Origin of the sequence: Dactylosporangium sp. NPDC051484, from assembly GCF_040689395.1 — a bacterium.
GTDB lineage: Bacteria > Actinomycetota > Actinomycetes > Mycobacteriales > Micromonosporaceae > Dactylosporangium.
The window spans coordinates 24,027-47,017 of the sequence record NZ_JBFAZX010000034.1; the positions used below are offsets into that span (position 1 = coordinate 24,027).

5 protein-coding genes are annotated in these 22,991 nt (G+C 73.3%); all 5 read left to right on the forward strand.

The window, feature by feature from the left end:
- Nucleotides 1–34 precede the first annotated feature (34 nt).
- From AB0367_RS33440 to AB0367_RS33460, 5 genes are read left to right on the forward strand one after another with little or no spacing between them, the layout of a single operon-like run.
- The gene (locus AB0367_RS33440; protein WP_366230489.1) at nt 35–1,156 is read left to right on the forward strand and encodes a DUF6421 family protein; all 1,122 of its coding nucleotides are present in this window, start codon (nt 35–37) and stop codon (nt 1,154–1,156) included.
- A complete protein-coding gene (locus AB0367_RS33445) occupies nt 1,149–15,914 on the forward strand; it encodes an SDR family NAD(P)-dependent oxidoreductase (RefSeq protein WP_366230490.1) in 14,766 nt (4,921 codons plus the stop codon). The genes AB0367_RS33440 and AB0367_RS33445 overlap by 8 nt, the downstream gene beginning before the upstream one ends.
- Complete coding sequence (locus AB0367_RS33450; RefSeq protein WP_366230491.1) at nt 15,907–19,395, forward strand: amino acid adenylation domain-containing protein; 3,489 nt, start codon at nt 15,907–15,909, stop codon at nt 19,393–19,395. Before AB0367_RS33445 ends, AB0367_RS33450 begins: the two co-directional genes overlap by 8 nt.
- Nucleotides 19,396–19,429: 34 nt before the next feature.
- Nucleotides 19,430–20,560, forward strand: a complete 1,131-nt coding sequence (locus AB0367_RS33455; protein ID WP_366230492.1) for a hypothetical protein — start codon at nt 19,430–19,432, stop codon at nt 20,558–20,560.
- 11 nt (nt 20,561–20,571) lie between these two features.
- Nucleotides 20,572–22,974, forward strand: a complete 2,403-nt coding sequence (locus AB0367_RS33460; protein ID WP_366230493.1) for a beta-ketoacyl synthase N-terminal-like domain-containing protein — start codon at nt 20,572–20,574, stop codon at nt 22,972–22,974.
- Nucleotides 22,975–22,991 lie beyond the last annotated feature (17 nt).

The following is a 22,991-nucleotide window of genomic DNA, read 5'->3' on the forward strand; positions in this document are numbered from 1 at the left end:
ATCCGCATCAGGCGTGCGGGAGGGAGATCCAGTGATGTCGGACAACGACACACCCGAGATCATCGACGAGGTCAACGAGCTTCGGGAGAAGATCAAGGGGTCGCGTGGGATGTTTCGCGACCAGGACTTTTTGAACGAGGTGGCCCAGCAGGTGGCGGACACCACCCACCTGAGTCGGCTGAGCGTGGCCCAGGCCCTGGTCGAGGATCTTCGTAACTTCTCGGCCAAGCCGCACCTGTCGTCGGTGAAGACGCACATCAACGAGCGGCGCGACAACCACCTGCTGTCGTTGTTCGACGCCTCGTACTTCCCCGCCCTGTCGCTGGAGTACCTGCGCTACGAGACGCTGCCGACGAACCCGCACCTGGCCACCCGCTACGCCAGCCCCACCATGCCGGTGAACATCACCGCCTCGTCCACGGGGTTCGAGTCGCGGGTGGTGGTGGCCCTGTTCCCGGAGAACCACATCGACGGGCTGCAGTACGGCGATGACCTGATCTTCTACTTCATCAACAAGTTCGTGGAGCGGCACAACCGCATCACCCGCAGGATGATCGACGCGGTCATGGCTGACGACAGCTTCCCGCTGCTGCGTGGCGTGGACGACCGCACGGTCGAGCAGGCCTCCTCGTGGTGGGTGCGGCTGCACGAGTACCACCACCGGCAGGGCGACATGCCGATCCCGCAGTACCTGCCGTACAAGTCGCTCAAGCCGCTGGCCGGGCTGGAGGAGCTGCGGGTCGACATCTCCGGAATCCTGACCTGCCTGAACGACCCGCAGCTTCCCGCCGAGCAGGCGCACCTGGCCTACGAGTACATCCTGTCCGAGCGGCTGCTGCGGTACTCGGTCGAGGGCATTCCGCGCCCCAACTACGACGCGGTCGCGTCGCAGCTGCTGTTCAACTACCTCACCGAGCAGGGCGGCATCGAGCTGCGCGACGACCGGATCCGGCTGCGCCCCGAGCTGCCGACCGTGCTGGCGGGTTTCCTCGCCGAGATCCAGCGTATCGAGCGACAGATCCACGACATGCCCGCCGAGGAGGTCCAGCAGGAGCTGCTGGCGTTCACCAACCAGTACACGGACTACGACCCGCAGGCGAAGGACTACCGCCACGTCCCCTACTTCGCCCAGATCAAGGAGCGCCTGGGTGTCTGATGGGCGGGATGGCACGGCCTCGGCCGACATCGCCATCGTCGGCATGGCCGGGCGTTTCCCGGGGGCGCGCGACCTGACGCAGTTCTGGGATCTGCTGTGCGCGGGGCGGGAGGGGATCTCCCGCTTCGACACCGCCGAGCTGGCGGCCGCGGGCGTCCCGCCCGAGCTGCTCGCCGACCCCGGGTACGTGCCCGCGCACGGTGTACTCGCCGACGCCGACCTGTTCGACACCGCGTACTTCGAGATGACCCCGGCCGAGGCCGAGGTCACCGATCCACAGCACCGGGTCTTCCTTGAGGTGTGCCACGAGGTGCTTGAGGTCGCCGGCTACGACCCGACCCGGTTTCCAGGGCTGATCAGCGTCGTCGGCGGTGCGGCGATCAACACCTACCTGCAGACCGAGGTGCTCGCGGCCGTCGACCAGACCGCGACGTCCGCGTTCTTCCAGGTCATGACCGGCAACGACAAGGACTACCTGGCCACCCGGGTGGCCTACAAGCTCGGCCTGACCGGACCGGCCTACACGGTGCAGACCGCGTGCTCCACCTCGCTCGTGGCGGTGCACCTGGCCTGCCAGAGCCTGCTCAACGGGGAGTGCGACCTGGCCCTGGCCGGCGGCGTCACGGTGAAGGTGCCCCAGGTGAAGGGCTACCTGTACGAGGAGGGCGCGATCCTGTCCAGCGACGGGCGGGTCAGGACCTTCGACGAGCAGGCCGGCGGTACCGTCCTGGGCAACGGCGTCGGGGTGGTGCTGCTGCGTCCCCTGCGCGACGCCATCGAGGCCCGCGACACGATCCACGCGGTCATCCGGGGCACCGCCACCAACAACGACGGCTCGCGCAAGGTGAGCTTCTCCGCGCCGGGCCGGCACGGCCAGGCAGCCGTGATCCGTGAGACGCACCTCGTCGCCGGTGTGCAGCCGTCCTCGATCAGTTACCTGGAGGCGCACGGCACCGCGACCCGCCTCGGTGACCCGGTCGAGGTGTCGGCGCTAACCGAGGCGTTCGGCCCGGATGCCGGTACCGGATACTGCGCCATCGGGTCGGTCAAGTCCAACATCGGGCACCTCGACGCGGCGGCCGGTGTCGCCGGGGTCATCAAGACCGCCCTGATGCTGCGCCACCGCACGCTGGTGCCGACGGTGAACTTCACGCGGCCCAACCCGGCGATCGACTTCTCGCGCAGCCCCTTCTACGTGAGCACCGAGACCACCGAGTGGCGGGCGGCCGGGCCGCTGCGCGCGGGCGTGAGCTCGTTCGGTATCGGCGGCACGAACGCCCACGCCGTGCTGCAGGAGCCGCCAGCGCCGGCCGTGACCGGAGCATCGCGCCCCACCCAGGTGCTGCTGGTGTCCGCGCGCACACCGGCGGCCCTGGACGCCCTGACCAGTGACCTCGCCGCCCATCTGCGCACCCACCCGGAGCAACCGCTGCCGGACGTCGCCTTCACCCTCGCCGTGGGTCGGCGGGCACACCGCCACCGCCGCGCGGTGCTGTGCGGTGGCGACGGCCCGGACGCGGCGGCCCGGCTGCTGGCCGCCCCGGCGCACGACGCCGGACTCAAGCCGCCGCCGCTGGCGTTCGCCTTCGCCGACCAGGCCGACCCCGACCACCTGCTGACCGGGTACGCCGGTGAGGCCGCCGTGGTCGAGGCCCTGGCCGCCTGCGAGCGGGCCGGCACGGGTGCCCGAGGCGAGCGGGGTGCCTCGTTCGCCACGCAGTACGCGCTGGGTCGGCTCTGGTTGAGCTGGGGTCTGCGGCCCGGCGCGGTCTACGGCGACGGCGTGGCCGCGCTGGTGGGTGCCTGCCTGGCCGGGTCGCTGACCCTGGCGGCGGCGGTCGCCGCCCTCGACAAGCCCGGTTCGGCCGCCGCCAACAGCGCGGGCCGGCGCCGGCCGCGTTTCCCGGTGCGGCCGTCGCGCTCGCAACCCGAGCAGGGCACCATCATCCTGCGACCGGACGGTGACCCGGTTGACGCGCTGCTTTCGGCCTGGTGCGCCGGGGTGGCGGTGGACTGGGAGGCCTACTACGCCGCCGAGCAGCGGGGTCGGGTGCCCCTGCCGACGTACCCCTTCCAGCGGCAGCGTTACTGGTTGGAGTCCACCCGCCGGCCGCAGGCGGCCCTGCCCGCGCTGCCGCCGGGCAGCCACCGCTTCGACATCGCGCTGACCGGCGCGCAGTGGTGGATCCACGACCACGTCGTGGGTGGCGAACCGGTGCTGCCGGCGGCCGGCTACCTGGATCTGGTCCGGTCGGTTGTGGAGCCCCTGGCCGGCCCGGTGACCGCGTTGCGTGACGTCACCTTCGAACGTCCCTGCTCCTTCGCCGACGGCCCGCGCCAGATCCAGGTCGAGGCGCGGACCGGGGCAGCGCAGCTGCCGTTCCAGGTCATGGCGGGTGACGCGATCCTCTGCGCTGGCACGGCCGTGTCGGGCGACGTCAACGCCGGTGGCTCCATCGACACCTCCAGCGGCGGGGAGACGCTCGCCGAGCTGGACGCGGACGCCTGTTACCAGCGGCTGCGCCGGCACGGTCTGGACTACGGCCCACGGATGCGGGGCCTGCGCCAGGTGACGCTACTGTCCGGACACCAGGCGGTCGGGCAGGTGCGGGTGCCGGCCGGTGCCGAGCCGGTCTCGCCCGCCCTGGCGCTGCACCCCGGCCTGGTGGACGCGGCGCTGCACGTGGCGGTGCTGGTGCTTTCCGCCGACGACCCGGATGCTGATGCGCGGTTCTGGCCGGTCGCGTTGAGTGAACTGATCCGGCACGCGCCCCTGCCCGAGCAGTGCCAGGTGCGGGCGGTGCGGACCGCCGGTGGTGGCGGCGCCGGACTGTCCCGGTTGGACATCGCGCTGACCGACCTGACCGGACGTCCGCTGGTGACCATGCGGGGCCTGTCGGTACGCCGCCACGGTGCGGCGGGTGACGTGCTGCTGGCCGAGCCGCGCTGGGTGCCGGCCGATCCGGTCCGTGACGGCGTACCGGCGCAGGTGGCGCTGGTCCTGGCCACGGATGCGGCCCGGGGCAGCGCCCTCGCGCAGCGGCTGCGTGGTGATGCCGCGTCGCGCGTGGTGGTGCTCGAACGCGGTGATTCCTTCGCGCCGCTCGGCCCCGACCGGTACACGGTGGATCCCGAGCGGCTCGACGATGTCACGCGGCTGCTGGCCGCGTTGGCCGACGCCGGTACGTGGCCCGACGCCGTCGTCGACGCCTGCGGCCTCGACGACGATGAGGCGACCGATCCGCTCGCCGGGGCCCGCCGCACCCTGGTGCTCAGCCGGGCCCTGATCGCGCGGCGGCTGACCACGCCGATGACCGTGCTGCACGCTGTGCGTTGCCTCGACGCGCTGCCGGCCGGGCACGCGGTGGCCGGTCTGGCCCGCGCGGTCCGGTTGGAGCAGCCGCTGCTGCGGGTCCGGGTCGTGGGCCTGGACACCACGGCCGACGCCGCGGACGCGCTCGCCACGGAACTGCGCGGCGGTGCGCAGACCGAGATCCGTTACCGCGACGGCGTGCGCCAGGCGCGGGGCGCCCAGCCAGTCGCGTCCCTGCCGCCGCCAGTGCCGCTGGGTCGTGACGGCGGCGTCTACCTGATCACCGGCGGCGCGGGTGGGCTGGGGTTGCTCACCGCCGAGCACCTGGCCGCCCAGTCCCGCTGCCACCTGGTGCTGTGCGGGCGGGCCGCCGAGCCCAGCGCGCCGGCCCGGGAGCGGATCGCCCGGATCGTGGCGTCGGGCAGCGACGTGTCCTACCAGCCGGTCGACGTGTCCGCGCCGGACCAGGTGACGCGGCTGATCGGTGACGTGCGTGCCCGCCATGGTCGCCTCGACGGGGTGGTGCACGCCGCCGGTGCGCTGCGCGACGCCTACGTGCTGCACAAGCCCGTGGAGCACCTGGCACAGACGGCCGCCGCCAAGGTGACCGGCACGCTGCTGCTCGACGAGGCCACAGCGGATGAACCGCTGGAGTTCTTCATCGTGTACTCCTCGGTGGCCGGCACCTTCGGCTCGGCCGGGCAGACGGACTACGCCTTCGCCAACGCCTTCCTCGACCGGTGGGCCGAGCATCGCCGTAGCCGGGAGGCGAGCGGTGAGCGGCGGGGCCGTACCCTGTCGGTGGCGTGGCCGATGTGGCGCGACGGCGGTATGACGCAGGACGAGACGTCCGCGCTGGCCCTGCGGGACCGGCTGGGTCTCACGCCGATGCCGACGGACGCCGGCTTCGCGGCCCTGGGTCGGGCGTTGGCCGGCGGCCCGGTCGTGGTGGTGGGCCACGGTGAGGCGCACCGCATCCGGCAGGCTCTCGACGCGCTCGCGGCGGTCGACACCCCAGTGGCAGCCGACCCGCCGACCGAATCCACAGTGGAGGCGGACCAGAGCCCGGTGGACGTGCGGGCGGTCGCCACCGCGCTGCTGCTACGCGCCCTGGCCGAGCAGGCGAAGCTGGCTCCGGACAGCGTCGACCCCGAGGTGCCGCTGGAGAACTACGGGATCGACTCGCTGATGATCACCAGGCTGAACCGGCAGCTTGAAGCGGCCCTACCGGGCCTGTCCAAGACGATCTTCTTCGAGTACCCGACGCTCAGCGAGATCGCCGACCACGTCGCCGCCCAGCACGGGGAGCGGCTGCGCGTCCTCGCCGCCCAGGACGGGCCGCCGCCGGCCGTGGTCTCCACGCCACCCACCCCACCGGTTGTCGCCAGCCCGGCCCGGGCCGAACCCATCCCCGTGGACGCGGGTGTCGAGGGGTTCGCCGTGATCGGGCTCGCCGGCCGCTACCCGCAGGCCGACGACCTGACGCAGTTCTGGGACAACCTCGCCCAGGGCAGGGACTGCGTCACCGAGATCCCGCACGAGCGGTGGTCGCACGAGCGGTTCTTCGACCCGCAGCCGGGGCGGGCCGGCCGCTCCTATTCCCGGTGGGGCGGCTTCCTGCCCGACGCGGACCGCTTCGACCCGCTGTTCTTCGGCATCTCGCCGCGCGAGGCCGAGCTGATGGACCCGCAGGAGCGGTTGTTCCTGCAGACGGCGTGGCACACCGTGGAGGACGCCGGTTACCGGCGGCGGAACCTGGCCGGACGCCCGGTCGGTGTCTTCGTCGGCGTCATGTACGGGGAGTACCAGCTCTACGGCGCGACGGATGTGCTGCGTGGCGACCGCCCGGTCACCGGCTCCTCGTTCGCCTCCATCGCCAACCGCGTGTCACACCAACTCGACCTGGTGGGGCCGAGCATCGCGCTGGACACCATGTGCTCCTCGTCGTTGACCGCCATCCACCTGGCCTGCGAGAGCCTGGCCCGTGGGGAGAGTGAGCTGGCGATCGCCGGCGGCGTCAACCTGTCGCTGCACCCGTACAAGTACGTCTTCCTCAGCCAGGGCCGCTATCTGGCCACCGATGGGCGCTGCCGTTCGTTCGGGGCGGGCGGCGACGGGTACGTGCCGGGCGAGGGCGTCGGCGCCGTGCTGCTCAAGCCGCTGGCGGCCGCGCTCGCCGACGGTGACCACATCCACGGTGTCATCGCCGGGCACGCGGTCAACCACGGCGGACGCGCGCACGGCATGACCGTGCCGCGCCCGCACGCGCAGGCCGACGTCATCACCGGTGCGCTGCGCGCCGCTGGCATCGACCCGGCCGACATCGACTACGTGGAGACCCACGGCACCGGCACGTCGCTCGGTGACCCCATCGAGATCAGTGGTCTGAGCCGGGCCTTCGGCCGTGGCGCGCACGGGGCGGTACCTGCCGGATCCGTGCCCATCGGCTCGGTGAAGTCCGCCATCGGCCACCTGGAGTCGGCCGCCGGTATCGCCGGGCTGACCAAGGTGCTGCTGCAGATGCGCCACGACCAGTTGGCGCCGTCGCTGCACGCCAGCCCACCCAACCCCAACCTCACCCTGGACCAGACGCCGTTCCGCGTCCAGCAGCAACTCGCCGCCTGGCCCCGACCGGCCGGCCGGGGCCGTTACGTCGGCCTCAGTTCTTTCGGCGCGGGCGGCGCCAACGCCCACCTGGTCGTGGCTGACCCCCCGGCCGGGCCGGACAGCGCCGGGCCGACCCTGGCGCAGGACGCCGGGGACACCCTGCCGTTCCTGGTCTCCGCCGCGAACCCGGAGCGGCTGCGCGAGTACGGCGCCCGGTTGGCGGCGTTCGTGCGGAGCGCCGACGTCCGCCTGGCCGACCTCGCCTTCACCCTCGCCACCGGCCGCGAACCGCTTGCCACACGGGCCGTCGTGCTGGCCCGTACCGGAGCCGATCTCGTCCGGGGTCTGGCTGCGGTGGCCGCCGGTGAGACGCCACCCACTGGGCCGACCAACGAGGCGGTCACGAGCTGGCTTTCCGGGGCTGACCCGGACTGGGGCCCCGGCGCCACGCACCTGTTCGGCACCGCCGTATCCACGCCGGCGCCGCGGCGGGTGTCAGCACCCGGTTACCCCTTCGCCAGGGAACGCTGCTGGCTGCCGCAGGAGCTCGGACCCGCCCTGCGTGCACCGCACCCGCTGCTGGACGTCAACGAGTCGACCATCGAGGAGGTCCGTTTCCGTAAGACCATCTGGTCCGATGATGCCCACGCCCGCGATCACGTCATCGTCGGCCGGCCGGTCCTGGCCGGGGCCGCCGGCGTGGAGATGGCCCGGGCCGCCGCCGAACTGGCCACCGGTGGCCGACCCGACGTGCTGCGCGACGTGGTCTGGGGCCGCCCGATCGAGCTGGCGGCACGGGCGAATGAGCTCACGGTCGCCCTGTCGCGCCGCGACGATGGCGTCGGCTTCGAGATCCGTAGTGGACGTGGCGGCGAGGCGACCGTCCACGTCCGTGGCTTCGCCGCAGCCGAGGCGACCGGTGCGGGCGAACCCGTCGACCTCGACGCGCTGCGCCGGGACCTGCCGCTGCGCCACCGGGGCGACGACGTGTACGCCGCGTACCAGCGGGCCGGTTTCGAGTACGGCCCGTCGTACCGGGTGATCCACGAACTGTTCGCGGGAGCGCGGGCGTGCCTGGTGGAGCTGCGGCTGCCCGACGACGTCCGCGACGACGCCCAGGAGCTGCCGCCCGCGTTGCTCGACGGGGCGCTACGGGCCTGCCACTGGGTGGGGCGCAGTACCCCGTTCACCGCCGGTGACCTGGCCGTGCCGTTCAGCCTTGGCCGGCTGCGCATCCACGCTGCGTTGCCGCGCACCTGCTACGCCCACGCGCTCGCCCACGGCGACGCGGCGGCACGCCGGTTCGACATCCGGATCGTCGACGCCCACGGCCACATCCTGGCCGAGCTGACCGGCTTCGTCGGCCGCCAGCCCGTCCCCGACGGCCGCTCCCACGACACCGCCTCACCTGACGGGCCAGACGAGCCGGTCCTTTTCGCGCCGGCCTGGCGTGACGTCCCAGCCGGTCCCGCGACCCGTGCCGGCGGCACCCTACTGGTCCTGGGCGGTGAGCCGGCCCTCGCGGCGGCGTTGCGGGCCACCGGACGCTGGGAGCGCGTCGAGGTGAGCGCCGATCCGCAGGCGGTGACCTCCCTCGTGGCGGCGGCGCCCGACGCGGCACTGGACATCGCCCACCTGTGGGCCCTCAACGGCGGCGCCGACCAGCCCGCCGACCTTCCGCTGGACGCGGCGCTGTCCGGGGCGGCGGCAGGTCTCGACCGGGGCGTCGGGCGGCTGCGCACGCTCGTGCGTGACCTCGCCCGGGCCCCCGGCCGTGGCCCGGTGCGTTGCCTGCACGTCAGCGGCGGGCGCGACGAGAGCGCCGACCCGGCGCAGGAGGCGGTGGCCGGGTTCGCCCTGTCCACCGCGGCGGTCCTACCGCGCCTGGAGATCGCCAGTGTCGCGGTGCTCGGCCCCACACCCACCCCGCAACGGCTGGCGGAGATCCTCGCCAGCGAGTTCGCGGCAGCAGGCCACCTTGCCGGCGCCGAGCTGCGGCACCTGGCCGAGCGCAGGCAGCAGCGGGCCGTGGCCGCGCTGCCGGCGGTCCCGCCGGACGCGCCGGTGCCGTTCGTCCCGCGCGGCGTCTACGTGCTCACCGGGGCGCGTGGCGCGATCGGCCGGCTCACCGCACGGCACCTCGCCGAGCGCTACCAGGCGCGTCTGGTGCTGCTGTTCCGCTCGGACCCCGACGGCGCCATGTCGGCGCTCGCCGACGAGCTGACCGGCCTGGGCGCGGAGGTCCTGCTGGCGCGGGCCGACGTCACCGTGCTGGACGACGTGCGCGGCGCGCTGGCGCAGGCCCGGCACCGCTTCGGACGCATCGACGGGGTCCTGCACCTCGCGGGCACGGCCGAGTCCGCCACGGTGCTCACGCTTGACGACACCCGCTTCGCCCGGCTGCTGGAGCCGAAGACCCGTGGGACACTGCTGCTGGACGCCCTCACGCGCGACGACGCGCTGCAGGTGTTCGTGCTCTACTCCTCCATCTCCGGCATCGTCGGTGACTTCGGTGCCGCCGGCTACGCCGCCGCGAACCGGTGGCTGGACGCCTTCGCCGAACGCCGCGCCGCGCTCGTGGCCTCCGGGGCGCGGCACGGGCGTACCGTCTCGATCGGCTGGCCACTGTGGGCGGTCGGCGGGGTGGACGCCCTGGTGGGGAGCGGCCAGCGGGACGCCTACCACCGCCGGACCGGGCTGAGCGAACTCACCCCGGCGCAGGGCATGCGCGCCCTGGAACGGGCGCTCGCGGCGACGCGGCCCCGGGTGATCCCAGCGTTCGGTGACGCGGCGACGATCGCCGCCACGCTCACCACGTCACCCCCGGCCGTGCGGCCCGAGGAGGCGGCGCCGGCCGGACCGGTCCCGGCGGCGGCCGACAACGGTGACCGCGCGGTCGTGACGGCGCACCTGCGCACCGTCCTCGCCGACGTGCTCAAACTGGATCCGAGCCGCCTCGACGCGGGCACGTCGCTGATCGACTACGGGCTGGACTCCGTGCGGGTCATGGACGCGTTGGCGGTGCTGCAGCCGCAGGTGCCCGGCCTGCGCGGCACGGTGTTCTTCGAGTTCCCGAGCCTCGGTGACCTCGCCGAGCACCTGGTGGCCGAACACCCCGACGCCGTCGCGCGGCTACGCCCACCCGCCCCCTCGACGCCCCAGCCGGTCACCCCGCAGGCGGCTCCGGTCGCCCATCCGGCACCGGCGCTCGTTGAACAGCGCCCGCAGGCGCTGCCCGCCGGCGAGCCGATCGCGATCATCGGGGTGAGTGGCCGCTACCCGGGCGCACCCGACCTGGACACCTTCTGGGACAACCTCGATCGCGGTGTCGACTCCGTGCAGCCGGTGCCGGCGCAACGCTGGGACGTCGCCGCGTGGTGGGCCGCCGAGCAGGCGGCCGGGCGTCCCGCCCCGGGCTGGGGCGGGTTCCTGCCAGACGTTGACCGGTTCGACTCGCTGTTCTTCCAGATCGCCCCGGCCCAGGCCAAGCAGATGGACCCGCAGGAGCGGTTGTTCCTGGAAACGGCGTGGCACGCGCTGGAGGACGCCGGCTACCCGCCGGCCCGGCTGCCCGCGCCGCGCATCGGTGGCGGCCGTGACGTGGGCGTGTTCGTCGGCGTCATGTGGGACGACTACGCCGTGCTCGGCGCGCAGGAGGCGTTGAGCGGGCGACCCAACGTGGTGCTGTTCAACCGGGCGTCCATCGCCAACCAGGTGTCGTTCTTCGCCGACCTGCGTGGACCCAGCGTGGTGGTGGACACCGCCTGCTCGGCGTCGCTGGTGGCGGTACACCAGGCGTGCCAGAGCCTGCGCGCCGGGGAGTGCGCCGTGGCGGTGGCCGGCGGGGTCAACGTCAGCGTGCACCCGCTGCGCTACGCCCACCTGGCGCGCAAGAACATGCTGTCGGGCGACGGGCACTGCCGGGCCTTCGGTGCCCACGCGGACGGGTACGTGCCCGGCGAGGGTGTCGGCGCGGTGGTGTTGAAGCCGTTGTCGAAGGCCATCGCCGACGGGGACCGTGTCCACGCCGTCATCCGCGCCAGCGCCGTCAACCACGGCGGCCGTACCGGCGGGTTCACCGTGCCGAACCCGCACGCCCAACGGGCCCTCGTCGAGCAGGCTCTCGCCGCAGGCGGTGTCGAGCCGGCCACGATCGGCTACGTCGAGGCGCACGGCACCGGCACATCGCTGGGCGACCCGATCGAGCACACCGCCCTCACCCAGGCGTTCGGTGCGCTGCCGCCGGGGTCCTGCGGCCTCGGATCGGTCAAGTCCAACATCGGCCACCTCGAAGGAGCCGCCGGCATCGCCGGGCTGACCAAGGCCGTCCTGCAACTGCGGCACGGCCGGATCGTGCCGTCGCTGCACGCCGACGAACTCAACCCGCTGATCGACTTCGCGGCGTCCCCGTTCGAGGTACCCCGTAGCGGCCGGCCGTGGCCGAGGCAGAGCCGGACCGGGGCGGACGGATCCGTTGAGCTGCCCCGCCGCGCGGCGGTCAGCTCGTTCGGTGCGGGTGGCACCAACGCCCACGTCATCGTCGAGGAGTACCTGCCACCGCACGGCGAGCCGGGTCCGCAGCCGGGGCCGGAACTTGTCGTGCTCTCGGCGCGTACCGAGGAACGGCTCGCGGCCGCGGCCCGCCGGCTCGCCGCGCACCTGCGCGGGCCCGGTGCCAACCTCAACCTCGCGGATGTGGCCTTCACCCTGCGGATCGGGCGGGAGCCGATGGCGTACCGCGCCGCCTTCGTGGCCCGGTCGATCACCGAGGCCGCCGAACACCTCGACGGGCTGGCCCGTGGTGACGCGGACGACGCCGTGGCGCGGGGCCACGTCGGGCGGGACACCGGGTCGCTCGGTGACCTGCTCACCACCGCCCCGGGCGCGGCGGAGTTCCTGCGCACCCAGATCCTCGCCGGCAACGACGCGGCGTTGGGTCGACTGTGGGTGGCCGGCGCCGCCGTGGACTGGGCGGCGCTGCACGCCGTCCGCCCGGGCCGACGCAGCGTCGTGTCGCTGCCCGGATACCCCTTCGAGGCGGTGCGCCACTGGATCGTTGACCGCCCGCCATCGCCGCCCTCCGCCGCCGGCCCGGCCATCGCCGCACCGGAACTGACCCGGACCGTGGCGGTGCGCGCCGCCGACCCGGTGGTGGCCGACCACGTGGTGGGTGGGCGTGCGTTGCTGCCGGGCACGGGGCACCTGCACCTGGTGGCCGGTGCGGTCGGTGGTATCCGCCACCGGTTCAGCGACGTGCGCTGGATCCGCCCGATCACGGTGCCGCAGCAGACGGCCCAGGTCACGGTCCAACTCGACGCGGAGAGGGTCGCCGAGCTGCGCACGGGTGCCACGGTGCACTTCCGGGCAAGCGTCGTGGCCGACCCGCCAGCCACGACGCGGGACCACCTGGACCTGGACGAGGTACGCCGCCGCTGCCACGACGAGGTGCCCGGTTCCCGTCTCTACCAGGGTCTCGCCGACGCCGGCCTGGCCTACGGCCCGGCGTTCCGGTGGGTCGAACGCGTCTGGACCGGTGACGGCGAGGCACTGGCCCGCCTGGTCGCTCCGGCTGGCGTGATCACCGGCGGTGCCGACCCGCTGGACCCGATCGGGTTGGACGCCGCGATGCACGCGCTGGCGGTGCTGCCCCGGGCTGACAGCGGGCCGGGGATGCCGTTCGCGGCCGACCGCGTGGAGATCCTGGCGCCGCTGCCCGCGTCGGGCTGGTCGCTGGTGCGTGCCGCCGGAGCGGACCGCCACGACGTGGACCTGTGCGACGACGCGGGCCGGGTGTGTGCCCGGATCCGGGGACTGGTGCTGCGGCCCGCCCCGACACCCGAGCGGACCCCGGCGGTCCCGACGTTCCTGCCGACCTGGCTGCCCCGGCCGCTACCGGACACCGCCCCGGTGCCACCAGCCCGACGGGTGCTGGTGGCCGGGCCGCAACTCGACGGACCGCTGGCCTCGGCGCTGGCCGGGGCGCACCCGGGGGCGACGATCATCCGATCCGACACCACGGTCACCGATGTCGACCTGATCTACTTCGTCGCCGCCGCCGAGACCGAGCCGGCGAACCGGGCCGACATCCTGGCCGCCCAGGACCGCGGCGTGGTCGCCCTCTACCGGCTGGTGCGTTCCCTCGACGACGGCGGGGCGCTGCGCGGGCAGGTGAACCTCAAGGTCGTCACCCAGAACGCGTTCCCGCACGGCGACACCGACCCGGCCGGGCCGGTCGCCGCCGGACTGGCCGGGCTGGCCGGGGTCCTGGCCAAGGAGTACCCGTCTCTGCGGGTGGCCTGTGTGGACGTGCGCACCCCCGACGTCGAGGCTGACGCCACGGCGCTGGCCCGGCTGGTGGTAGCGGAGCCGTGCACCGTGGCGGCCGAGCCGGTGTCGTGGCGCGGCGGGGTGCGTCGGGTGCGCCGGCTGCGGCCGGTTGAGCTGCCGGCCGGTGGTGGCCTGCGTGACGGCGGCACCTACCTGGTCATCGGCGGCCTCGGTGTGCTGGGCCGCGACACCTGCCGGCACCTGGCCACCCGGTACGGGGCCCGGCTGGTGATCGTGGGACGGTCCCCGCTCGACGCGCAGCGGCGCGCTGTGGTCGCCGAGATCGAGCGGGCCGGCGCCGAGGTGGAGTACCTCAGCGCGGACGCGACGGACCCCGGCGCCGTACGTGCCGCCGTGGCCCGGGCGCGGGAACGGTTCGGTGCCCTGCACGGGGTCATCAACGCGGCGATGGTGCTGGTCAACCGGCCCGTGCGGGACCTGACCGAGGCTGATCTGCGCCGGGCGCTGGAGGTCAAGATCGCCACTGCCTGGGCGCTGGTGGAGGCGCTGCGCGGCGAGCCGCTGGACTTCGTGCTCACGCACTCCTCAGCGGTCAGCATCGCCGCCAACCAGGGGCAGGCGGGGTACGCCGCCGGTTGCGTGGCGGCCGACGCGCTGATGGCGCACGCCGCTCGCGGCGCCGGCCTGCCGGTGCGCATCATCAACTGGGGCTACTGGCACGCCGGTGGTGATTCGACCCGCGAGGAGGTGCTGCGCCGGGCGACCCGGGCCGGAATCGCGCCGATCGACGCGGCGCAGGGCCTGGCCGTTGTCGAGTCGGTGCTCGGCGGGGCGGTCGAACAGGTCGTGGCGGTCCGCGCGGACCGGCGGATCCTCGCCGACCTGGGCGTGGACGACGAGGACCGGGTGAGCGCGACCACTGCGCCCGGGCCGTCGCTGCTGGCCGCCGTGCCGCCCGCCGTGGCGGAGGACACCGACACTGACCTCGTCGCCTTCCTGGCGGCGTCGGGGGCGCTGGACCGGATCGCGGTCGAGTGGAGCGCGGCGGTACTGCGCGACGCCGGGGTCGCCCCGGTGGGTGCGACCGCCGGCCGCTTGTATGACTGCCTCGCGGGGCTGATCACCGATGCTCTGGCCACCCGGGCCGGTGACCGCCTGGTGTTCGCGCCGGCCGCGTACCGCCGGGAGGACCTCGCGGCCCGCCTGTCGGCCCTGGGCGTGGCGCATCCGGCGCTGCACCCGCAGATCACCCTGCTGCGCCGGTGTGTGGAGGCGCTGCCGGATGTGCTGACCGGGCGCCGCGCACCGCTGGACGTGCTCTTCCCCGGTGGTGACAGCAGCGCGGTCGCGGCCCTGTACAAGGGTGACCCGGTGACCGACCACTGCAACGCGGCGACGGCCCGCGCGGTCACCGCGAGTGTGGCGGAGCTTGTGCGCCGCGCTCACCCGGGCCCGGTGCGGGTGCTGGAGGTGGGTGCCGGTACCGCCGGTACGGCCCGAGTGGTGCTGGCCGCGCTGGCGGATGATCCGGCGCTGCGGGAGCGCGTGGAGTACCTGTTCACTGACGTCTCGGCGTCGTTCGTGCGACAGGGTCGGCGGGAGTTCGCGCAGCGGTACCCGTTCACCCGCTTCGAGACACTGGACATCGACGGTGACCTGACCGGTTTCGCCGGTACTGCCGACATCGTCGTCGCCGCGAACGTGCTGCACGCCACACCCCGCATCGGGTACACGCTCGCCCAGGTGAAGCGTTTGCTGCGCCCGGGCGGCGTGCTGGTGGTCAACGAGGGCACCGCGCCGCGCCCGGCGATGACTGTCGTGTTCGGCCTGACCGACGGCTGGTGGGCGTTCACCGACCCGCAGCACCGGCTGCCCGCCAGCCCGCTGCTGGCCCTGCCAGCCTGGCAGGACGTCCTGGCCGACGCCGGGTTCCGCCGGGTGCGGGCGGGATCGGCCCTGCGCACCCCGGCCGGCCCGATCTACCAGAGCGTGCTGCTGGCCGAGGCTGACACGGTGGTCTCCGCCGGGCCGCCGACCTTCACGACCGACCCGGTACCCCCGGCACCCGGCGCGGTGATCGACGTGGCCCCGGCGGCGCCGGACGCGGACGCGGTGGCGCGGCGCTACGTCGCGTCGGTGTTCGCCCGGGTCCTGGAGCTTGATGCGTCCCAGCTCGACCCGGATGGCACCTTCGACCTCTACGGCATCGACTCGCTGGTTTCGTTGGAGATCGTCCGGGCGCTTGAGGTGGACCTGGGTCCGCTTCCGGCGACGCTGCTGTTCGAGCAGACCACCATCAGCCGTCTCGCCGACCACCTGCTGCGGACGCACGGCCCGGCGCTGCGCGCCGCCACCGGAGCGACGGCGCAGCCCCCGACGCCACCGCAACCCGAGCCGCCACCGGTGGTGGACACAGCGGCCGCACCGGAGGGCGGGGACCTCGCCGATCTGGTGCTGCGGATGTCGGACGAGGACGTCACCGCGGTGCTGGCGCAGCTTTCGACGGTTCTGGGCAACGCCAACGGCGGGCGGGAGGCCACGCATGGCTGAGCGGCGCACCTTCGACGCCGTACTCGTCGGTGAGGAACCCCTCCTCGTCGAGTGCGCCAAGATCCTGCTGTCGCGGGGTCACCGGATCCGGGCTGTGGTGGCCGACGATCCCGGCATCCGCGCCTGGGCGCGGGAGGCCGGGCTGACCAGTCTGGGCCACACGCCGGACCTGCCCGACCACCTGCCGCCGGGCGGGTTCGACTATCTGTTCAGCATCGCCAACCTGCGGATCCTGCCGCAGCGGGTGCTCGACCTGGCCGCCCGCGGCGCCGTGAACTACCACGACGCGCTGCTGCCGCGCCACGCCGGAGTCTTCGCCACCAGCTGGGCCCTGCTGGCGGGCGAACGGGAACACGGCGTCACCTGGCACCTGATGACCGACGTCGCGGACGCCGGGGACATCCTGGGGCAGGCGAGTGTCCCGGTCGAGCCCGACGACACTGCGCACACCCTGAACGTCAAGTGCCACGACGCGGGCCGCACGTCGTTCGCCACACTCGTTGACCGGCTCGCCGACGGCACCGCTATCGCCGAACCGCAGGATCTGAGCCTGCGCACCTACCACGCCCGCCTGGACGGGCCGCCGGACGGCGGTCTGATCGACCCGCGCGGGCCCGCCGACGCGGTCTCGGCCCTGGTCCGGGCGACCACCTTCGGCGGGCACCCGAACCGTTTCGGCGCCGCCCTGCTCGCCGCCGACGACCGGTTCTTCACGGTCGAGGACTGCGAGGTCCTGCCCGGGGCGCCGAGTGGTGAACCCGGCACCGTGCTGCGTACCGAGGGCGGGCGGGTCACCCTCGCCACCGCCACCCATGACGTGCGGCTGTCCGTCACCCCGCTGGCCGGCACCGACGTGCCGAACCTGCCGGCGCGGCTGGACCCGCCGGACCTGCGGGTGGTCGAAGCCTGGGTGCGGGTCGCCCGGACGCTGCGCCGCCACGAGCGCCACTGGGCCGGGCGCCTGGCCGACCTGCAGCCACCGGACGTGCCGTGGCGTGCCCTCGCCGAGGCGGCCGCCGGGCCGGCGCGCACACCGGCGGTGCGGGACACCCCGCCGGTCGCGGGTGCGGCGTTGCCGTTCCTGCTCGCCGCCTTCGGGTCCTTCCTGGGGCGGGTGAGCGCCGAGTCGGTCCTCGACCTTGCGGTGCACACCGAACCCATGCTTGACGGCGCGACACCGCCACGGGGCCTGCTCGTCGGCGCGGTGCCGTTGCGTGTCCTGGAGCCGGCGGCGGGGCGGTCCATGCTCGACCTGGCTGCTGAGGTGGCGGCCGACCTTGACCGCGCGGGCGGCACCCGCACCCACGTCGCCGATCTGTGGCGGCGCGAACCGTCCCTGCGCCAGCACCCACGGCAGCCCGTCGCGTCCCTACCGGTGCGCGTCGATCTGGTCGCCGGGCCGCTGACCGCCGTGGATCTCGCCCCGGCGGACTCGGGTGTGCTGACGTTGCGCGCCACCCGGGACGGCACCGCCTGGACGCTGCTGCCTGGACCCGGCACCGACCCGGCCGTGGCCGCCTGGATGGACGAACGGTTCACCGGCTACCTGGCCGCTGCCGCCGAGGACCCGACCGGCGAGGCGGCCCGGCTGCCGATCCTCTCGCCCGACGAGCTGCGGCGCACCGCCACCCAGCGGTCCGCCACGACGGACTACCCGCGCGACGAGTGCGTGCACCAGCTGGTGCTGCGCCAGGCCGGGCGTACTCCGCACGCCCCCGCGGTGCGCTTCGCCGGGCGGGAACTCACCTATGCTGACATCGATCGGGAGTCCGGCGCCCTCGCCCGGCGGCTGCGTGCCCTGGGCGTCGGGCCGGGCTCGCTGGTCGGGGTCTTCCAGCACCGTGGTGAACGGCTTCCGGTCACCTTGCTCGCGGTGCTGCGTACCGGGGCGGGGTACGTGCCGCTGGACCCGGTGTACCCGCCGGAGCGCATCAGCTACATGCTGCGCGACGCGCGGGTGGGTGTGGTCGTGGCCGACCAGGATCTGGCCGCCGGCCTGCCGGCCGTGGACGCGACGGTACTGGTACCCGATGCCGCCGTACCCGGACACGACCCCGAGCCGTCGCACGCCCCGGAGCCATCGCCTGACCAGGAGCACGGTGACCCGCTGGCCCGGGCCTACGTCATCTACACCTCCGGGTCGACCGGCGCGCCCAAGGGTGTGCAGGTCGGACACCGGGCCCTGACCAACTTCCTGTGCTCGATGGCCACCCGGCCCGGGTTCACAGCCGACGATCGGCTGCTCGCGGTCACCACCATCTGCTTCGACATCGCCGGTCTGGAACTGTTCCTGCCGCTCGTCACCGGCGGCTGTGTCGAACTGGCCACGGCTGACGAGGCCGCCGACGCCGCAGCCCTGCTCGCCCGGATGGCCGCCGCCCGCCCGAGCGTCATGCAGGCCACGCCCGCGACCTGGCAGATGCTGGTGTCGGCCGGCTGGCAGGGTGACCCCGGCCTCACCGTGCTGTGCGGCGGGGAGGCCCTGCCACCCGACCTGGCCGACGCGCTGACCAGCCGGGCCGCCGCCGTGTGGAACCTCTACGGGCCGACGGAGACCACGATCTGGTCGTGTGTGGAACGGGTACGGCCCGGGCAGCCGGTCACCATCGGCCACCCGATCGCCAACACGCGCTGCTACGTGCTGGACGGGCGCGGGCAGCCGCTGCCGGACGGCGTGGACGGTGAACTGTGCATCGCCGGTGACGGGGTGGCCGACGGCTACCTCGGCCGGCCTGAGTTGACCGCCGAGCGTTTCCCCGACGACCCGTTCGGCCCCGGCCGGATGTACCGCACCGGTGACCTGGTGCGCCGCCTGCCTGACGGGCGGCTGCGGTATCTGCGCCGGCTGGACAGTCAGGTCAAGCTGCACGGTTTCCGGATCGAACTGGGTGAGATCGAGGTGGTGCTGCGCCGCCACCCACAGGTGCGCGAAGCCGTCGCACTCGTCCGTGAGGACGCTCCTGGGGAGCGTCGCCTGGTCGGATACCTTCTGCCCGAGGGGAACCCGTCCGGTGACCTGGTCGAGCAGGTGCGCGGCCACCTGCGCCAGCACCTGCCGCAGTACATGGTGCCGACCCAGTGGGTGGTGCTCGACGCGGTCCCGCAGACCCCCAACGGCAAGGTCGACCGGAAAGCCCTGCCGGCACCGGGAACCCGGACCGTGCCCGGGCCGCCGCCCGCGACCGAGCTGGAGCGGCGCATCGCCGAGGCGTGGTGCGAGGTGCTGCGGGTCCAGCGGGTCGCCGTTGACCTGCCCTTCTTCGACGCCGGCGGCGACTCGCTGCGGCTGACCGAGGTGCTGGCCCGGCTGCGCGAGCGGCTGGATCCGCAGCTGAGCCGCATCGACATGTACCGCTACCCGACGGTCCGCGCGATGGCGCGCCACCTCGGCGGCCGGGAGACCGCCCCGCTGGCCGAGGAGCGGGGCCGTAACGGCCGGGCCGCGTTGGCGGCACGGCGCCGCCGGGTGGCGCAGCCGTGACATCGACGTGGGCCGAGGCATGAAGGAGAACCAGATGAGGTACTGCGGTGGGTGCTCGCTGTCGGAGGAGCACCCCGGGGTCGAGTTCGGGCCGGACGGTCTGTGCAGCCTCTGCCGCCTCGACGCGGCCGAGGAACTGCTGACCAACTACCGGTACACCAACGAGGTGTATCAGGAGTTTCGCCGTTCCGGCCCGAACCCGCGCGGCGAGTTCGACTGCCTGTTCATGTACAGCGGTGGCAAGGACAGCACGTGGATGCTGGACCGCTTCGTCAGCGAGGGCAAGCGGGTGATGGCCTACACCTTCGACATCCCGTTCGAAAGTGAGCACGCCGCGCAGAACCTGGAGCTGGCCCGCGAGCGCATCCCGGCCACGTTCGTGCTCGACTCCGATGACGCCGGCATCACCCGGATGATGCGGGAGGTGTTCAACCGGCCGGTCGAGAAGCCCGGCAAGTACCTCGACGAGAAGCTGCCGTGCGTCTCCTGCCGCACGTTCTTCGTCATTCGCGCGATCATCCGCGCCTACCGCGAACGCATCCCGTACATCATCCTGTGCGCCGACCCGCAGCAGATCCTGACCATGGAGTCGAATGTCCGCGAGGTGGTGCGGGGGTTCTACCGGGTGTTCGGTGAGCGGCTGACCGACGAACTGTTCCGTGGTGACATCGAGGATCTGCTGTTCGCCGAGGACCGCGACCTGCCCAAGATCGTGTTCCCGTTCATCGCGACCCGCCACGAGTACGACCCGGACACGATGATCTCGGAGCTCAAGGCGAAGGGTCTCTACCAGAGTTCCCCACTGGAGACCCACTGCAAGCTGCTGCCGCTGTTGAACTACTACTCGTTCAAGAACTACGGCTGCATGTTCTACAAGCTCAACGCGGCCAGCCACGTCCGCTCCGTACGACGCAACAAGGACTACGACCGCAGCACCTTCAGCATCAAGTTCCCGCGCACCCTCGACCTGGTCGACGTCGAGTCGTCGCTGCGGCGCGTCGTACTCGCCATCGCCGCCGGTGAGGGCGAACCGGCCGACCACGAGCAGACCCTGATCGACATTTTCCAGCGCCTGGACGCCGAGCCCGACGCTGCCCGATTCGTCGCCCGCCAGTTCCTGGACATGCGCGCGGTCGCCGCTGACATGGGCATCCGGCTCAACTGAGGAGTACCGCAGTGTCAAACCAGTACAACGACTCAGACATCGCCGTCATCGGGATGGCGTGCCGCTTCCCGGACGCGGACTCGCCGTGGGCCCTGTGGCGCAACCTCGTCGCCGGGCACGAGTCGCTGACCTACTTCACCGACGAGGAACTGCTGGCCGCCGGAGCGGACCCGGCGCTGATCGCCGACGTCAACTACGTCAAGGCCGGGCATGTGCGCCCGGACGTGGCGCAGTTCGACGCGGACCTGTTCCGGGTGCCGCGCGACGAGGCGGAGATCATCGACCCGCAGCAGCGGCACTTCCTGGAGTGTGCGGTGGAGGCGCTGCAGCACGCCGGCTACGACCGTGACCCCGACGCGGCGTCGGTCGGGCGGGTCGGCGTCTACGCCGGGGTCGGGCTCAACAACTACGCGCTGCACAACCTGGCCGAGCGGTTCCGCACCGCGTCGTCGGTCGACCACTACCGGCTGATGCTCGCCAGCGACAAGGACTTCCTGGCCACCCGGGCGTCGTACAAGCTGGGTCTGAACGGGCCGAGCGTGAGCGTCAACACGGCCTGCTCGACGTCCCTGGTCGCGATCCACCTCGCCGCGCTGAGCCTGCTGGCCGGCGACTGCGACCTGGCCCTGGTGGGCGCCTCGCATCTGCGCGTGCCGCAGGTGTCTGGCCACCTGTACCAGGAAGGCATGATCTTCTCCCCTGACGGGCACTGCCGGGCGTTCGACGCCAAGGCCCAGGGCACCATCATCAGCAGCGGCACCGGTGTGGTGCTGCTGCGCCGCCTCGGCGACGCGCTGGAGGCCGGCGACTGGGTGCACGCCGTCCTCAAGGGAACGGCGATCAACAACGACGGCGCCGGCAAGACCGGGTACACCGCGCCGAGCGTCGCCGGTCAGGCCGCGGTCATCGCCGACGCGCAGGCCGCGGCGGGCTGCCCGGCCGACACCATCTCCTATGTGGAGGCGCACGGCACCGGCACACCGATGGGCGACCCGATCGAGGTCGCCGCCCTGACCGAGGTGTTCGGCCCGGGCACCGACCGCAGCGCCCCGTGCGCCCTGGGCACGGTGAAGACGAACATGGGCCACCTGGACACCGCCGCCGGCATGGCTGGTTTCATCAAGACGGTGCTCATGCTGGAGCACCGCACGCTGGTGCCGAGCCTGCACTTCGAGACGGCCAACCCGGAGATCGACTTCGCCGGTGGCCCGTTCGCGGTCAACACCGAATGCCGGGACTGGACCGCCGACGGGCCGCTGCGCGCCGGCGTGAGCTCCTTCGGCATCGGCGGCACCAACGCCCACGTGGTGCTGGAGCAGGCCCCGCCACGCCCGCAGGCACCGGCGGACCGCCCGGCGGAACTGGTGGTGCTCTCCGCCCGCTCCGAGGATGGTCTGGGCCGCTACGCCGGTGACGTCGCCCGGCACCTGCGCCAGAACGACCAGCTGGATCTCGCGGCGGTCGCGCAGACCCTGGCGCTGGGCCGCCGCGAGCAGCCGCTGCGCCTGGCTGTGGTGGCCAACGACCGGCGCGACGCGGCCATGGCCCTGGCCCTGGGCGGTGACCGGGTTCGCTCCGGCAGCGCCGGCGCACAGCCGCCCACCGTGGTGTTTGAGCCCGTCACCGCGCCCGCCGGTGGCCTGAGCGGGCACGTCGCCGCGCTGCGCGAACACGTGCCCGGCTTCGCGCAGTCCCTCACCGAAGCGCTGCCCGGCCGGTCCTTCGGCGAGGACGAGGAGTCCACCCGCGCCGTGGCCCAGGCCACCGCCGCGGTCCTGCGGGCGTGGGGTGTGCGGGCCGGCGAAACACCAACCCAGGAAACCTCCACACTGCGGGTACGGCTGCTGCCCGCCGACGGTCAGCCGATCGGCATCGCGCACCTGCTCGACGTGGTGGCTCGGGCGTGGACGGCCGGCGTGCCGATCGACTGGACGGCGGTGCACGCCGGCCGTCCCGTGCGGCGGGTACCGCTTCCGGCCCAGCCGTTCGAGCACCGGACCTTCTGGATCGACCCGGCCCACACCGCCGAGCCGCAGCCGGAACGCACCCGCCTGGCCGACCAGCTCTCCGAACTCGACGACGACGCCAAGCTCGACCTCATCGGCGGCTTCGTCACCGGTGAGATCGCCCACGCCATCGGCGACGACGAGGTCGATCCGCAGGCGAACCTCTTCGAACTCGGACTCGACTCGCTGCTGCTGATCGAGATCGTGGCGCGGCTCAGCGACGAGATCGGCTTTGACGTGCCGTCGTCGAGCTTCGTGGAGTACCCGACGGTGGACGAGTTCATGCGCAACCTCGCCGGCCTGCTCGGGCTCTCCCCGGCCGACGCGGACGACGATCCGCCGGCCGCGACCGCGCGGATGTCCCGCCGGGCCCGATCCGCCCTGGCGCAGCACACCGAGCCGCACTGACGACCCGCGCAGCACCG

What these genes read in the sequence shown, in the direction of transcription:
- AB0367_RS33450 (WP_366230491.1), top strand. Translation starts at nt 15,907, where the DNA reads ATGGCTGAGCGGCGCACCTTCGACGCCGTACTCGTCGGTGAGGAACCC.
- AB0367_RS33440 (WP_366230489.1), top strand. Translation starts at nt 35, where the DNA reads ATGTCGGACAACGACACACCCGAGATCATCGACGAGGTCAACGAGCTT.
- AB0367_RS33455 (WP_366230492.1), top strand. Translation starts at nt 19,430, where the DNA reads ATGAGGTACTGCGGTGGGTGCTCGCTGTCGGAGGAGCACCCCGGGGTC.